The organism is Clostridium sp. YIM B02506, assembly GCF_022324845.1.
In the GTDB taxonomy this organism is placed as follows: domain Bacteria; phylum Bacillota; class Clostridia; order Clostridiales; family Clostridiaceae; genus Clostridium_T; species Clostridium_T intestinale.
The window spans coordinates 37,721-52,174 of sequence record NZ_JAKGTG010000025.1; the positions used below are offsets into that span (position 1 = coordinate 37,721).

The window sequence follows — 14,454 nt, forward strand, 5'->3', positions numbered from 1 at the left end:
AATAGTTTAGTCTTTTTTCGATATTATCTAAGTTGAGCTCCAAGTTTGTACTCTAAGCTTCTTAAAATCTTATCATGAACCTTGTTAACTTCTTTATCAGTTAAAGTTTTATTTTCATCTCTATATGCAATTGCATAAGCTATACTCTTTTTACCTTCTGGTATTTGCTTACCTTTGTATATATCAAATAAACTTACCTTTTCAACTAAACTTCCACCAGCTTTTACTATAGTACTTTCAATATCTCCAACTAAAACTTCGTCATCAACTAAAAGTGCTATATCTCTAGTTACTGCTGGGAACTTTGGTAATGGTTTATAAGCTTTTATTGTGTTTGAAGCTTCATATAAAACATCTAAGTTAAGTTCAGCTAAATATCCTAAAGTATCTATTCCATAGTTATCTAAAAGGTCAGGATGTATTTCTCCAAATACTCCAGCTTTTTGTTTTCCAACCATTAAAGCAGCTGTTTTACCAGGATGATAACAAACATTATCTTTTTCTCTTTCTAAAGATATCTTAGTTATTCCTAAAGAATCTAAGATATTTTCAACTACACCCTTAAGGTCCAAGTAATCGCAATCCCCATACATACCTATAGTTAATATGTTATTCTCTTTTGGTAGAGCATTTACATCTTCATTAGGTAAATAAGTTCTTCCTATTTCAAATAATCTTACATAGTCATTGTTTCTAGTGTAGTTTCTCTTTAAAGATTCCATCATTGATGGTACAGTAGTAGTTCTCATAATACTGTAGTCTTCACCTAGTGGATTCTTTATCTTGACTGCATTTCTAAGCACACTATCCTTAGGTAAGTTAATCTCATCAAATACCTTTGGAGATACGAAAGAATAACTTATTGATTGATTCACTCCTGAAGACAATAATGTTTCAATAAGAAGATCATCTAGTCTTTCTTTTCTGTACTTAGGTTCTCTATCTGTAGTACTTGTGCTTATAGTTGTTGGTACATTGTTGTATCCATATATTCTTGCTATCTCTTCTGCTATATCTTCTTTTATATGAATATCTATTCTAAAAGTTGGTACTGTAATTACAAGGTCATCTCCACTTACAGTAGTTTTTAGTTCAAGTCTGTCTAAGTAAGTCTTCATATCTTCTGCAGGTATACAGGTACCTAAAAACTTGTTAACCCAAGTTACAGAAACTTTCATTTCATGAGTTTCTTTTTTCTCTGGATAAACATCTAAAGTTCCTTCCATAACATCTCCACATCCAAGTTCTTGTACTAATGCACAAGCTCTATCTGCTGCAAGTAATGTTAGGTTTGGATCTATGTCTTTTTCAAATCTTGAAGATGCTTCTGTTCTTAAGTTAAGCTTTTTAGAGTTAACTCTTATATTAGTTCCATCAAAGTTTGCAAACTCAAATATAACTTCAGTAGTATCTTCTTTTATTTCTGAGTCTAAACCACCCATGATTCCAGCAAGTGCTACTGTAGTTTCTCCATCTTTAATACAAAGCATAGAGTCATCAAGGTTTCTTTCTATCTCATCCAGAGTTGTGAACTTTTCACCCTCTTTTGCTCTTTCTATAACAATATGACCACTTGATATCTCTCTTTTATCAAAAGCATGCATTGGTTGACCAAGCTCTAGCATTACAAAGTTTGTTATATCAACTATGTTATTTATAGGTCTAACACCTGCATCTAAAAGTCTTTCTTGCATCCAAGCTGGTGATTGTGCTATTTTAACATTTTTAACTCCTCTTGCTAAATATCTTTTACATAAAGAGTCATTAATAGTTACTTTTAGTTCATCTTCAATTTTCTTGGTACTAGTTGAAGTATAAGATAAACTTGGCATCTTAAACTCTCTACCTAAAGTTGCAGAAGTTTCTCTAGCTATACCTATAACACTTAAACAGTCAGGTCTATTTGAAGTTATTTCAAAGTCTATAGTTTCTTTGTTTAACCCTAAAACTTCTTTTATATCTTTTCCAAGAGGTGTAGCTGGATCTAATATCATAAGTCCATGAACTTCTTTATCTCCTGCTATTCCTAGTTCTTCCTCAGAGCACATCATTCCATTAGAAACAACTCCTCTAAGTTTGCCCTTCTTTATCTTTAAGTCATTAGGAAGTATCGCTCCATGAAGTGCAACTGGAACAACATCTCCTTCTTTCATATTTTTAGCTCCAGTAACTATTTGAACTTCTTCCTCTTGAGCTACATCAAGCTGACATACAACTAACTTTTCTGCATCTGGATGAGGTTCTATCTTAACTAGTTTTCCTGTAACTACATTTTTAATCTCATCACCTGAAACTATAACTTCCTCAACCTTAGAACCTGATAAAGTTAATCTATCTCCAAGTTCTTTTCCATCTATATCAATATTTATATAATCCTTTAGCCAATAAACTGGTACTTTCATTAAAACTACTCCTTTCTAAATTAGAATTGATTTAAAAATCTCATATCACTTTCATATAGAAGTCTTATATCATCTATTCCATACTTAAGCATAACCATTCTATCTACACCAAATCCAAAAGCAAATCCGCTATAAACCTCTGGGTCTATTCCACAATTTCTTAAAACATCTGGATGAACCATTCCACAACCAAGTAATTCTATCCAACCTGAACCCTTACATACTCTACAACCTTCTCCTTGACAAACAAAGCAAGTTGCATCCATTTCAGCTGATGGTTCAGTAAATGGGAAATGGTGAGGTCTAAACTTAGTTTGAACCTTATCTCCAAACATCTTTTTTGCAAATAATTCTAATGTTCCCTTAAGGTCTGCAAAAGTTATTCCCTTGTCTATAACTAACCCTTCCATTTGATAGAAGATTGGTGAGTGAGTAGCATCAACTGCATCACTTCTATAAACTTTACCAGGTGATATCATCTTAATTGGAGGAGTTTGTTTCTCCATTACTCTTATTTGTACTGGTGAAGTTTGAGTTCTAAGCACTAAAGAATCATTAATGTAGAAAGTATCTTGCTCGCTTCTAGCTGGATGATTTTTAGGTATATTTAAAGCTTCAAAGTTATAATAATCAAGTTCAACTTCTGGCCCATCTTCTATAGTGAATCCCATAGATATAAAAATTTCCTTCATAGATTCTAAAGTTAAATCTAGAGGATGTCTCTTTCCTATTACTGCTTTCTTTCCAGGCATTGTTATATCTATAACTTCACTTTCAAGTTTTGCATTTTTTTCTTTTTCTTTAATTACTGTTAAGATCTCATCTATCTTATCTTCAATCTCAGCTCTAACTTCGTTTGCAAGTTTTCCTATAAGAGGTCTTTCTTCAGCTGATAATCCTCCCATACCTCTTAATATTCCAGTTAACTCTCCTTTTTTACCTAGATATTTTACTCTAAGTGTTTCCATCTCTTGAGAAACATTAATGTTCTTAAGTTCAGATAATGCTGCTTCCTTTATTTCAATTAGCTTATCTTTCATAATTAAAATCTCCTTTCTTTATCTTAAAATAAATAAAAAAATCCCCGTCCCAAATAAAGGGACGGGGTATCCGTGGTACCACCCTAATTAGCCGAAGCTCACTTAATTCAAATAACGGTTTCCCGCTAATAGCTACTAAAATTTCACCATTAGGACTCCTGAGGGAACTTCAAAATGAACTCTTATAAGAAGGCTCTCAGTCTATGACCTTCTCTCCCTTAAAAAGATTTTCAAATCTACTTTCTCATTCACAGTCTTTCCATATAAAGTTACATTTAGAATTATAACCATTATTTTAATAAAATACAATACTTTTAGCTTATTTTATTATTTATAAGGCTTTTTTGTCTAACTCTCTCATAAATCATAATTCCAGCTGCTGTAGAAACATTTAAAGATTCTGCATTTCCTGGCATTGGTATTTTAACCTTTATATCTGAAAGTGAGTATATGTAATCACTTAGTCCATTGCCTTCATTACCTACACAAATAACTAGATTGTTAGTTAAATCTTCTTCAAAAAAGTTGTTTTCTCCTTCTAAAGATGCTGCTAAAATAGAGTATCCTTTTTCTTTGAGTTCTTTAATAAAGTCAAGCTCATTGTCTTCAATAATAGGTATATGAAATATGGAGCCCATGGTAGCTCTTAAGGTCTTACTATTATATGGGTCTACTGTCCCTTTTGTTAATATAACTCCTGAAGCTCCAGCTGCATGTGAAGTTCTTATTATTGTACCAAGATTTCCGGGATCTTGAACCATATCACATAAAACATAGAAGTTATCAGTATTATTTACATTTTTTATATTATTAATACTAACAATTCCTACTACTCCTTGAGGGGTTTCTGTATCACTTAATTCTGATAAGAGATTTTCACTTATTCCATACACTTTGGTATTAACTAACTTTTCTTCATTTATATATTCATGTAATTTGTGTATTTCCTTTTCAACTATAAAAATAGCTTCTACCTTACATCCTTCATAAAATGCTTCTGATAAAAATCTAAAACCTTCAACTAAAAAACTTCCTCTAGTTTTTCTTTCTTTTTTAGTTTTTAATTTTTTAGCATCTTTAAATATAGCATTGTCTTTACTTTCTATTTTAATCAAATGTAAGCACCTCATTATTTAATTTTTGATATTAATCTTTCTAGTCTTGATAACTCCTCTGAAGAACCCATGGCTACAATTATATCATTTTCTTTAATAACATCATCAGCTGTAAGTGAAATTTTAATCTTACTATTATGCTTAATAGCCATAACATTAAGCCCATATTTACTTCTTAAGCTTAACTCCTTCAAAGTGTGATTAAACCACTCTCTAGGAGCTTCAATTTCAATGATGCTATACTCTGGAGATAATTCAATATAATCTAAAATATTAGATGACGCTAAATTATGCGCAACTCTAGTACCCATATCTTTTTCTGGCTGAATAACTCTATCTGCACCTATTTTATATAAAACCTTAGCATGCAAATCACTGTCTCCCTTACAAACTATAAACTTTATACCTAATTCTTTAAGAACAAGGGTTATCATTACACTAGCTTGAATATTTGAGCCTATTGTAACTACAGCTACATCAAAATTATTGATTCCAATAGTTTTAAGCGCGCTTTCATCTGTAGCATCTAATTGAACAGCATGTGTAACATGATCTGATATCTCCTGTACTATATCTTCATCAATATCTATAGCTAAAACATCATGCCCCATAGAGAATAATGTTTTTGCTACCGCTCTTCCAAATCTTCCAAGTCCTATTACTAGAAATTGCTTATTACTCATTATAATACACCTCTACCCAATTAAAATTTTATCCTCAGGATACTTTATAGCACGCTTTGCTTTACCACTTGCTAAAGCTAATGCTACCGTCATAGGTCCTACTCTACCTATATACATGATGATAATTATAACTACTTTCCCCATCCATGACAAGCTTGGTGTCAGCCCCATAGTAAGACCTACAGTTCCAAAAGCAGAGGTAACTTCATATAATATGTAATCAAAGGCTGCTGAAGGTTCTGTTATTGATAAAATCATAGTTCCTCCAACTACAATAGTAAATCCAATAAAGAAAACTGCAAAAGCTTTATAAACTAAATCTTTAGAAAATCTTTTCCCAAATACTTCTGTATCCTCTCTTCCTCTTATAATACATATGAAAGTTAAAACCAACACACCAAAAGTAGTTGTTTTTATACCCCCAGCTGTAGATCCTGGAGAACCACCAATGAACATTAATATCATTGTTAAAAATTCTCCAGCAGCAGTCATATCAGCTGTTGATACAGAATTAAACCCTGCTGTTCTAGGTGATACAGCTGCAAACCAAGAATTCAATATCTTATCTCCAAGTGAAAAATTCTTAATAGTTCCAGGATTATTAAATTCAAATATAAACATTAATATAGTTCCACTTATTAATAAAGATAATGTAACTAATACAACCATTTTTGAATGTGTTGAAAATTTCTTTAGAGATCGAGTATTATATATTTCAGACCATACAGTAAAACCAAGACCTCCTATTATTATTAAAAAGCTAATAGTCATAATAATAACAGGATTGCTTGTATATTCAGTAAGAGACTTAAACTCTCCTATTATATCAATTCCAGCATTACAAAAGGCTGACACAGAATGAAATAATCCAAAATAAGCCCCTTTTTTAACTCCATACTCTGGTATAAATTGAGTTGAGAGTATAATTGCTCCTATTAGTTGTATTAAAAATGTAAATCCAAAAATATATTTTATTAATTTAACCATTCCTTGAAAATTAATGGTGTTCATTGCTTCTTGCATCAAAAGCCTTTCTTTTAAAGTTATCTTTTTACCTATTAATATAGCTGCAAAAGTTGCAAAAGACATAAACCCTAGACCACCAATTTCAATTAAAATCATTATTACAGTTTTTCCAAAATAGCTCCAATGAGTTCCAGTATCCACTGTCACTAATCCAGTTACACATACAGATGTTGTAGCAGTAAATATTGAATCTATAATACTTGTCTTGTTTCCACTTGCTGAACTTATTGGAAGTGATAAAATTATACCTCCAATAAATATAACTGTAAAAAAACCTAATACAAGAACCTGAACAGCATTCAATTTAATCTTGCTTGTTAATTTATAATACATTTTAAGCACCTCAAATAATATTATTTCCAAAACCAAATAGTAAATTCTAAAAAAACTTACATAACAAAAAAATGCGACCTAAGTCACATTCTTTTGTTATGCATTTATTTGACTTTTAGCAACTTCTACTAATTCAGTAAATGCTTTAGGATCATTAATTGCGATTTCTGATAACATTTTTCTATTTATATCAATACCAGCTAACTTTATTCCGTTCATGAATTTTGAATAAGAAAGACCATTTATTCTTGTAGCAGCATTTATTCTTGCTATCCAAAGTCTTCTAAAATCTCTCTTCTTTAATCTTCTACCAACGTAAGCATTTCTTAATGCTCTTATAACTGTTTCATTAGCTGTTCTAAATAATCTGCTTTTTCCACCATAATAACCTTTTGCAAGTTTTAAGACTTTCTTATGATTCTTACGAGCATTGACAGCTCTTTTAACTCTTGCCATGTTCTTAACCTCCTACGATCTACTCTATTATAGATATGGTAATAATTTCTTCATTGCTTTTTCTTGTGCTGTTGACACATATGCAGCTTTTCTTAAGTTTCTTTTTCTCTTTGAACTTTTCTTAGTTAAGATATGGCTTTTAAAAGCTTTAGCTCTCTTAAGTTTTCCAGTTCCAGTCTTTCTAAATCTCTTTGCTGCACCTCTATGAGTTTTCATTTTTGGCATGATAAAATCCTCCTCTCAAGTTAAGCTTTTTTAGGCGCTAAAATCATTATCATATTACGCCCTTCTAACTTTGCTGCTTTTTCTATCACACATAAGTCTTCTAATCTTGAATAAAAATTATCTAAAATCTTTCTTCCTACATGTGAATATTCTGCTTCTCTTCCTCTGAATCTAACGGTAATTTTTACTTTGTCCCCTTCTTCTAAGAACTTACGTGCGTTATTAGATTTTATTAAAACGTCGTGTTCTTCGATTTTAGGACTAACTCTTATCTCTTTTAAATTAATAACTTTTTGCTTCTTTTTTGCTTCTTTGTCTTTTTTAGATTGTTCGTAAATGTACTTGCCATAATCCATGATTTTGCACACAGGAGGTTTTGCTCCTGGAGATATCATAACTAAATCCAATTCCTTTTCTTCTGCAATCCTTAGAGCTTCTTTAGTAGCTATTACGCCAAGTTGTTCACCATCATCTGCAATAACTCTAATTTCTCTATCTCTTATTTCTTCATTAACAGCAAAATTTTTATTAATATTATTCACCTCCGATAATACATCCCTAAACACAATAAAAGGACGACTTAATAGCCGTCCTTTTTATCCAAACAAAAATATTTACGGGATAAATAACCTAACTAGCAATGCTGTAAGGTGAGAAACGGCTGTTTCTTCTTTACTTAACAAATTATATTATGATATTTTTGTTTTGTCAAGGTTTTTATTGTTTATATTTTTATTTTACTTGAAACACATACAGAGCATTTATCACAATAAGATACTCGTTCTCCAAATACATTTACTATTGTATCAATAAATTCTTTGTTTGAACAATTTTCTTGCTTATGAATTATGATTCTTTTAGGAGAGTTTGTAATGAGCCCACTAATAATTACGTCTTCCATATTAACCTTACTTCCAACTTTCAAATCTCCTATTTCTTTTAAAAAGTCATAATATATATCATTCCCATAAGCATCTCTAATCTTGTATGAACCTTCTCCCTCTATTACTAAGTTTATTTCTTCTATTTTACTTTCTTGTATATCCACAAAATATTTTAAAAGTTTTATAAACTCTTTATACTCTTTTTCAACTAAATACTTCTCAACTATTTTATCTATAACACTTTCAATATCTTGTGCTATTTCTTTCATTCTAAAAGTTATAAATCCATTAATATTGATGTTATTATTTTCTTCCATACAAGCTCTAATTTTCTCAACTACATTGTTGATTCTATTACAGCAGTATATAGAATTTTCATCCTTTATCATCTCTTCACCTTTTAGGGTTTTCATTATTCTATCTTCTACTTCAAGTATTTCGTCATGTTTTAAAAAGAAAAAAGTATCTGTTAAATATTCAAATAAAGCCTTACTTTTATAGGTATCTACCACTAATTTATAAAGTATATTACTCATATATAAATGAACAATGTTTTTTATCTTATCATTATTTTCTTCATCGCAAAACACTTTTATAAAATGTGTATTTCCCTCTAGACTCTCAGAAACACCTATTTTAATATTTTTTTCTTTAAAAAGGGCTCTAACTTCTTGTATATCTTGAATAAAATTCATTTCACCATCATATGCTAAAGAAAGAACAAGCATGAATTTCACTCCCTTCTTACATATAGTATGTATAAATTTTTGTAGCATATACAGTAAATAAATTTTCATTTATCGACAATACTGTTGCCTATTTACTTCAAAAATATTATTCTTTAATTGACTACCAAATAAGGAAGTGAGTATTATGAAGCTAGCTTTTGTCGACTATAGAATCTCTGTAGAAGAACATAAAAATTTATCTAAATATGTTGATAAAATTATACTTGTGCCTAAAAACACCAATTTATATCCTGCCATAAATGGACATCCAGATATACAACTAACCTTAATTAATGAACAAGATATTTCATTAATTGTAAGTAAAGACATAGATAAAAGTTTTATAGATGAAATCAATAACTTGGATGTATCTTTTGAATATTCAACAAACTCTCTTAAATCTAACTATCCTTTTGATATCCCTTTAAACTGTTTGTTTATGAAAAACTTTTTTATCCACACTTTAGATAACTCTGATAAAAAACTTCTAGACTTAGCCAAAAATAAAATAAATATTAATGTTAATCAAGGTTATACAAAATGTTCTACAGTTATAGTTAACGAAAGAGCTCTTATTACATCTGATAAAGGGATCTATAACAAACTATCATCCTATGACTTTGACATACTTCTCATAAATCCAGGAAATATAGAACTTCCAGGATTGGATTACGGTTTTATAGGCGGTTGTACTGGACTAATTGAGGAAAATAAATTAGCTTTGTATGGCAATTTAGATTTTCACCCTCAAGGTAATGAAATTAAAAAGTTTTTAACAAAATATCATGTTGAACCAGTATATTTATATAATGGACCATTAATAGATAGAGGATCAATTTTCACTTTATACTAATTTCTATAATATAGTACGTATAAAGAACATTTTTGTTGAATATAATTTTATGTTATAAAATAAAAGTTGGGATAAGTTTCCTTTCCCAACTTTTATTATTTATATTTACTTTTTACTTATGTTATTTACTGAACTAAATAGATCATGAATAAAATTAGAACCTCTGCTTATCAATATTCCTGTTAATAATATTCCTATTATTTTGTCCCTCACTGGAATTCCTAGTGTTGTCATGATATCTAAATCAGTACTCCACACAATGATTATACAGACTACTAAAGCGCCTATTCTATCTTTAGATATCTTCCCTTCTTGCCAAAACATCTTAAGTGTCTCCCAAATAGCCTCTCCTATTATAGATAAAATCAATATCTTTGCTAACTCCAACTCGCATCCTTCTTCTCGATTATTTTGTAATTTATATTAATATTTTTTTAAGTTTATTCTATTTTTTTATAGTTTTTGTTGACAATGTAATTTGAAGTGCATATAATAGCTTTGTAGTTGTTTTTATGGCGCCATAGCCAAGCGGTAAGGCAGAGGTCTGCAAAACCTTTATCTCCGGTTCAAATCCGGATGGTGCCTCCAATTAGAATCCTATGCTAAGAATTTTAGCATAGGTTTTTTTATTCTTCATAAATAATTAAAGCCAGAAGAAAACAATGCTTGGATTGTTTTCTTCTGGCTTTTTGATTATATTCTCTTTAATAGTTCCCCAACCTCTTCATTAGTAAACTTATATGAAGTATTACAGAAGTGACATATAATTTCTTCTTCTTTTCCTTCCTCATATATTTCAGTTAAATCTTTTCTACCTATGCTTATTAAAGCTTTTTCCATACGCTCTCTCGAACAATTACAATTGTACTTAGGATGTAATGTTTCGTGAATAACTAAGTCCATATCTTCAAATATATATTTGATTATATCTTCTATAGTTTTTCCTTGAGTCATCATTGTAGTTACAGAAGGTGTTTCTTCTAATCTATACATAAGTATATCTGCTAAAAACTCATCTGCTCCTGGCATCATCTGAATTATAAATCCTCCAGCAGCTTTTATACTATAATCCACATCTACAAGCACTCCTAATGCAACTGCTGATGGAGTTTGCTCTGAAACTGTAAAGTAATATGATAAGTCTTCTGCAATTTCTCCTGTAGCTATAGGAACTTGTCCTATGTAAGGATCTTTAAGTCCTAAATCTTTTATAACTGTCAAATTTCCATTAGTTCCTATGGCTCCACCTACATCTAATTTTCCATTAGCTTTTAAAAGTGGATCAACAAAAGGATTTCCAATAAATCCTTTAACACTGCCATCGTTATATGCAGTGACAGTAACTCCTTTAGCCTCTCCTCCGCCTTTTATTTGAATTGTCAAGACTTCTTTATCTGACTTTAACATAGTTCCCATAAGGGCTCCAGCACTAAGCATTCTTCCTAAGGCTGATGCTGCAGTAGGAGTACACTCATGTAATCTTGCACCTTCACTAACAAGATTTGTAGTTTCTCCAGCAATTATTCTTATCATGCCACCCTTAGCAGTAGCTCTTATAATTCTATCTTCCATGTTAATCCTCCTATTTTCTAACAATATAAACTATTCTTTCGCTTTTTTCACTTACAGGTTCATCACTATAGCCATCATGTTTCTCCATGATCTCAAAACCAGAATCTCTAAGTATACTCTCTAGTTCCTTCTCATCATAAGCTCTTTCTGTATGATGTTCCTCAAACCTTCTATATAGTTCCCCCTCTTTTACAAAAAAGGTTAAATACATATCAACAATATCATCTTCTAGAGAGTTTTCCCAAGTATAAAATATCTCTTCAGTATTATAAGAGTATATATTATCTCCTAATATCGTCTTAATTTTATAAGATGAATTAATATCAAATATAAATACTCCTCCATTATCTAAATGATTATATACTCCTCTGAAATAACTTATTAACTCGTTTTTCTCTAAAATGTAGTTAGTTGAATCCAATACGCAGGTAATTAAATTAAATTTTCTATTTAAATTTAACTCAGTCATATCTTGGCATAAAATTTTAAACTTAACTTTTTCCTTCCTCATCTTATCACTAGCTTCAATAAGCATATCTTCAGATAAGTCTACTAAAAAGGTATCTTTAAAATACTTAGCTAAATGAACTGATATATTACCTGTACCACAAGCTAAATCCAAATACAATAAATTTTCACTAGAATATTGTTTATATTTATTAATTATGTAGTTTGATATTTCTTTATAATTTATATCATCATATATAAGTTTATCATATAGATAAGATAAATCTTTATAACATTCCATAATATAGTTCCCCCACAGTAAATCTTACTAAAACATATTATATATTTCGGTTAAATAAGTCAACCTATTTTCTACCTAATATTTCATTATTACTTGGAATTTTAAGAGTTTTTTTACGTTTGGTCATAATTCCGCCTATTCTTCCTGTCTCCTCTGCTGTAAGTCCTCCCCATCCAAATTCATCTACCTTATCTTTTAAACCTAGTTCTTCTGCAATTTCATATTTTAGTTTTTCTCTTAATTTTTCTACATCAGTTAACTCTTTATTGTTTTTAATCTTTGACTTTATTATTTTTTTCAAAGGTGTTTTACTCATAATTAACCCCCTATAAAAAGTATTTCACTTTATATTTTTTCTTTAAGAGGCAAAAATTATTCATATCATTGCTATTATTTGTTCAAAAACCTTGATATTTAATATACTTTTCTCTATATTAGGATTATAATGATTAGTAAAGTCATTTTATTTATTTTTAGGAGGGGATTATTTTGTATAACGTGGCAATAGTTGGGGCTACTGGAAACGTAGGCAGAAAGTTTTTAGAAATTCTTCAAGAGAGGAACTTTCCAGTGAAAGAACTTTACTTGTTTGCTTCTGAAAGAAGTGAGGGTAAAGCATTAAAATTTAAAGGACAAGATATCCTTGTAGAAGCTACAAGAGAAGAAAATATTAAAGGCAAAAAAATAGACTTCGCTCTATTTTCAGCTGGCGGAGATACTTCATTAGAGTTTGCTCCAATTTTCTCTAAATACGGGGCTGTAGTAATTGATAATTCAAGTGCATGGAGAATGAATCCTGAGGTGCCACTAGTAGTACCGGAGGTAAATCCAGAAGATATAGATTGGAACAAAGGAATAATAGCAAATCCTAACTGTTCAACAATTCAAGCAGTTGTGGCTTTAAAGCCTCTTTATGATAAATATGGAATAAAAAGAATTATTTATTCAACCTATCAAGCAGTTTCTGGTGCAGGAATACAAGGAATTAAAGATTTAGAGGATGGATTAAAAGGTGAAGCTCCAAAGAAGTTCCCTTATCCTATAGCAGGTAATGTACTTCCTCATATCGATGTATTCACAGATAATGGATACACTAAAGAGGAAATAAAAATGATCGAAGAAACTAAAAAAATACTTCATAATCAAGATTTAAGAATTACTGCAACTACAGTAAGAGTTCCTGTTTTAAATTCTCATTCAGAAAGTATAAACGTTGAACTTGAAAATGAATTTAAGATAGAAGATATATTTTCTTTATTAAGCAACTCAACTGGAATAACTGTATATGATAATATTAAAGAGTTACAATATCCTACGGCTCTAGAAATCAGTGGCAAAGATGATGTTTATGTTGGAAGAATAAGACGAGATTTCTCCATAGATAACGGATTAAACTTATGGGTAGTTGCTGATAATATAAGAAAAGGAGCCGCTTTAAACGCTATTCAAATAGCAGAATTAATTATATCAAAAGAAAAATAAAATCGGAGGTTTAATTTATGTCTATTTTTACAGGTGCAGGCGTTGCTCTTGTTACTCCATTTAATGAATCAGGGGTAAATTTTCATAAGTTAAGAGAACTAATAGAATGGCAGATTTCTGAAGGAACAGATGCCATAATAATATGTGGAACTACTGGTGAAGCATCAACTATGAGCGAAAGTGAAAAAAAAGATGCTATAAAATTCACAGTAGATACTGTAAATGGACGTATACCAGTTATAGCTGGCACAGGTACCAACAGCACAAAAACTTCTATAGATATGAGTAAATGGGCTGAATCAATTGGAGTCGATGGTCTTCTTATAATTAATCCTTATTATAACAAGACTTCTCTAAAAGGACTCTATCATCATTTTAAAGCTATAAATGATGAAGTATCAATTCCAATAGTTGTTTACAATGTTCCATCAAGAACAGGTATGAACATTACTCCAAAATCTTTAGAATCACTAATTGAACTTGACAATATCAAGGCAGTTAAGGAAGCATCTGGTGATATTAGCCAAATTGCTCTAATTGCCTCCAAGCTAAAAGACAAAATTGACATTTACTCAGGAAATGATGATCAAATTGTTCCTATATTATCTCTAGGGGGAAAAGGTGTCATTTCTGTAGCATCAAATATTATCCCTAAAGTAATTCACGACATTTGTACCAACTATTTTGACGGTAATGTTAATGCTTCTATGAATCTTCAACTTGAATATTTAGAATTAATTAATACTCTTTTTATTGAAACAAATCCTATTCCAGTAAAAACAGCTTTAAACTTAATAAATATGAATGTTGGAGATTTAAGACTTCCTCTTTATGAAATGGAAGACATCAATAAAAATACACTTATAAATGTATTATCAAAATACAAACTAATGAAATAGGAGGAAGA

The 14,454-nt window shown here is 30.4% G+C and carries 16 protein-coding genes, 1 tRNA gene and 2 other annotated features; of the genes, 4 read left to right on the plus strand and 13 right to left on the minus strand.

Going from position 1 to position 14,454, the window contains the following annotated elements:
• Positions 1 to 23: 23 nt before the first annotated feature.
• The 9 genes from pheT to ytxC all read right to left on the minus strand — a co-directional run bounded on the left by pheT (position 24) and on the right by ytxC (position 8,892).
• Positions 24 to 2,402, minus strand: coding sequence for a phenylalanine--tRNA ligase subunit beta (gene pheT / locus L1S49_RS16780; RefSeq protein ID WP_238906575.1), 2,379 nt, complete (start codon positions 2,400 to 2,402; stop codon positions 24 to 26).
• A gap of 20 nt (positions 2,403 to 2,422) precedes the next feature.
• A complete protein-coding gene (pheS, locus tag L1S49_RS16785; RefSeq protein ID WP_238906576.1) occupies positions 2,423 to 3,442 on the minus strand; it encodes a phenylalanine--tRNA ligase subunit alpha in 1,020 nt (339 codons plus the stop codon).
• Positions 3,443 to 3,496: 54 nt separating this feature from the next.
• Positions 3,497 to 3,703, minus strand: a binding site (T-box leader).
• Positions 3,704 to 3,756: 53 nt separating this feature from the next.
• Entirely contained in the window at positions 3,757 to 4,557 is an 801-nt protein-coding gene (locus tag L1S49_RS16790) for an RNA methyltransferase (protein ID WP_238906577.1), read from the minus strand.
• Positions 4,558 to 4,571: 14 nt separating this feature from the next.
• The gene (locus tag L1S49_RS16795) at positions 4,572 to 5,240 is read right to left on the minus strand and encodes a TrkA family potassium uptake protein (protein ID WP_238906578.1); all 669 of its coding nucleotides are present in this window, start codon (positions 5,238 to 5,240) and stop codon (positions 4,572 to 4,574) included.
• A 12-nt stretch (positions 5,241 to 5,252) separates the two neighbouring features.
• Positions 5,253 to 6,599: a TrkH family potassium uptake protein gene (locus L1S49_RS16800; protein WP_238906579.1), complete on the minus strand. Its 1,347-nt coding sequence runs from the start codon at positions 6,597 to 6,599 to the stop codon at positions 5,253 to 5,255.
• Between the two features lie 96 nt (positions 6,600 to 6,695).
• On the minus strand, positions 6,696 to 7,055 hold the full coding sequence (rplT, locus tag L1S49_RS16805; protein ID WP_021801393.1) for a 50S ribosomal protein L20: 360 nt from the start codon (positions 7,053 to 7,055) through the stop codon (positions 6,696 to 6,698).
• A gap of 27 nt (positions 7,056 to 7,082) precedes the next feature.
• Complete coding sequence (rpmI, locus tag L1S49_RS16810; protein WP_021801392.1) at positions 7,083 to 7,280, minus strand: 50S ribosomal protein L35; 198 nt, start codon at positions 7,278 to 7,280, stop codon at positions 7,083 to 7,085.
• A gap of 20 nt (positions 7,281 to 7,300) precedes the next feature.
• Positions 7,301 to 7,822, minus strand: a complete 522-nt coding sequence (gene infC / locus L1S49_RS16815) for a translation initiation factor IF-3 (protein ID WP_238906580.1) — start codon at positions 7,820 to 7,822, stop codon at positions 7,301 to 7,303.
• 19 nt (positions 7,823 to 7,841) lie between these two features.
• Positions 7,842 to 7,959 (minus strand) — a sequence feature (ribosomal protein L20 leader region).
• A 45-nt stretch (positions 7,960 to 8,004) separates the two neighbouring features.
• Entirely contained in the window at positions 8,005 to 8,892 is an 888-nt protein-coding gene (gene ytxC / locus L1S49_RS16820; protein ID WP_238906581.1) for a putative sporulation protein YtxC, read from the minus strand.
• Between the two features lie 145 nt (positions 8,893 to 9,037).
• Here ytxC and L1S49_RS16825 point away from each other — a divergent pair, with 145 nt between their 5' ends.
• Positions 9,038 to 9,745, plus strand: coding sequence for a DUF6873 family GME fold protein (locus L1S49_RS16825; protein ID WP_238906582.1), 708 nt, complete (start codon positions 9,038 to 9,040; stop codon positions 9,743 to 9,745).
• A gap of 105 nt (positions 9,746 to 9,850) precedes the next feature.
• Here L1S49_RS16825 and L1S49_RS16830 read toward each other — a convergent pair whose 3' ends face one another.
• Positions 9,851 to 10,132 carry a hypothetical protein gene (locus L1S49_RS16830; protein WP_238906583.1) on the minus strand — a complete coding sequence of 94 codons (282 nt, stop codon included), beginning with the start codon at positions 10,130 to 10,132 and terminating at the stop codon, positions 9,851 to 9,853.
• A gap of 127 nt (positions 10,133 to 10,259) precedes the next feature.
• Between L1S49_RS16830 and L1S49_RS16835 the strand changes: the two genes are divergently transcribed.
• Positions 10,260 to 10,333: transfer RNA gene (locus L1S49_RS16835), tRNA-Cys, on the plus strand.
• A gap of 105 nt (positions 10,334 to 10,438) precedes the next feature.
• Here L1S49_RS16835 and hslO read toward each other — a convergent pair.
• The 3 genes from hslO to L1S49_RS16850 all read right to left on the minus strand — a co-directional run bounded on the left by hslO (position 10,439) and on the right by L1S49_RS16850 (position 12,381).
• Positions 10,439 to 11,317 carry an Hsp33 family molecular chaperone HslO gene (gene hslO / locus L1S49_RS16840; RefSeq protein WP_238906584.1) on the minus strand — a complete coding sequence of 293 codons (879 nt, stop codon included), beginning with the start codon at positions 11,315 to 11,317 and terminating at the stop codon, positions 10,439 to 10,441.
• 10 nt (positions 11,318 to 11,327) lie between these two features.
• Entirely contained in the window at positions 11,328 to 12,065 is a 738-nt protein-coding gene (locus L1S49_RS16845; protein ID WP_238906585.1) for a class I SAM-dependent methyltransferase, read from the minus strand.
• A 64-nt stretch (positions 12,066 to 12,129) separates the two neighbouring features.
• Positions 12,130 to 12,381 (minus strand): small, acid-soluble spore protein, alpha/beta type, encoded by a 252-nt coding sequence (locus tag L1S49_RS16850; protein WP_238906586.1) that lies wholly within the window; start codon positions 12,379 to 12,381, stop codon positions 12,130 to 12,132.
• A gap of 173 nt (positions 12,382 to 12,554) precedes the next feature.
• Between L1S49_RS16850 and L1S49_RS16855 the strand changes: the two genes are divergently transcribed.
• Positions 12,555 to 13,547 carry an aspartate-semialdehyde dehydrogenase gene (locus L1S49_RS16855; protein WP_238906587.1) on the plus strand — a complete coding sequence of 331 codons (993 nt, stop codon included), beginning with the start codon at positions 12,555 to 12,557 and terminating at the stop codon, positions 13,545 to 13,547.
• A 17-nt stretch (positions 13,548 to 13,564) separates the two neighbouring features.
• A complete protein-coding gene (dapA, locus tag L1S49_RS16860; protein ID WP_238906588.1) occupies positions 13,565 to 14,446 on the plus strand; it encodes a 4-hydroxy-tetrahydrodipicolinate synthase in 882 nt (293 codons plus the stop codon).
• Positions 14,447 to 14,454 lie beyond the last annotated feature (8 nt).

What these genes read in the sequence shown, in the direction of transcription:
- L1S49_RS16845 (WP_238906585.1), bottom strand. Translation starts at nt 12,065, where the DNA reads ATGGAATGTTATAAAGATTTATCTTATCTATATGATAAACTTATATAT.
- L1S49_RS16800 (WP_238906579.1), bottom strand. Translation starts at nt 6,599, where the DNA reads ATGTATTATAAATTAACAAGCAAGATTAAATTGAATGCTGTTCAGGTT.
- hslO (WP_238906584.1), bottom strand. Translation starts at nt 11,317, where the DNA reads ATGGAAGATAGAATTATAAGAGCTACTGCTAAGGGTGGCATGATAAGA.
- L1S49_RS16850 (WP_238906586.1), bottom strand. Translation starts at nt 12,381, where the DNA reads ATGAGTAAAACACCTTTGAAAAAAATAATAAAGTCAAAGATTAAAAAC.
- rplT (WP_021801393.1), bottom strand. Translation starts at nt 7,055, where the DNA reads ATGGCAAGAGTTAAAAGAGCTGTCAATGCTCGTAAGAATCATAAGAAA.
- rpmI (WP_021801392.1), bottom strand. Translation starts at nt 7,280, where the DNA reads ATGCCAAAAATGAAAACTCATAGAGGTGCAGCAAAGAGATTTAGAAAG.
- L1S49_RS16825 (WP_238906582.1), top strand. Translation starts at nt 9,038, where the DNA reads ATGAAGCTAGCTTTTGTCGACTATAGAATCTCTGTAGAAGAACATAAA.
- ytxC (WP_238906581.1), bottom strand. Translation starts at nt 8,892, where the DNA reads ATGCTTGTTCTTTCTTTAGCATATGATGGTGAAATGAATTTTATTCAA.
- pheT (WP_238906575.1), bottom strand. Translation starts at nt 2,402, where the DNA reads ATGAAAGTACCAGTTTATTGGCTAAAGGATTATATAAATATTGATATA.
- dapA (WP_238906588.1), top strand. Translation starts at nt 13,565, where the DNA reads ATGTCTATTTTTACAGGTGCAGGCGTTGCTCTTGTTACTCCATTTAAT.
- pheS (WP_238906576.1), bottom strand. Translation starts at nt 3,442, where the DNA reads ATGAAAGATAAGCTAATTGAAATAAAGGAAGCAGCATTATCTGAACTT.
- L1S49_RS16795 (WP_238906578.1), bottom strand. Translation starts at nt 5,240, where the DNA reads ATGAGTAATAAGCAATTTCTAGTAATAGGACTTGGAAGATTTGGAAGA.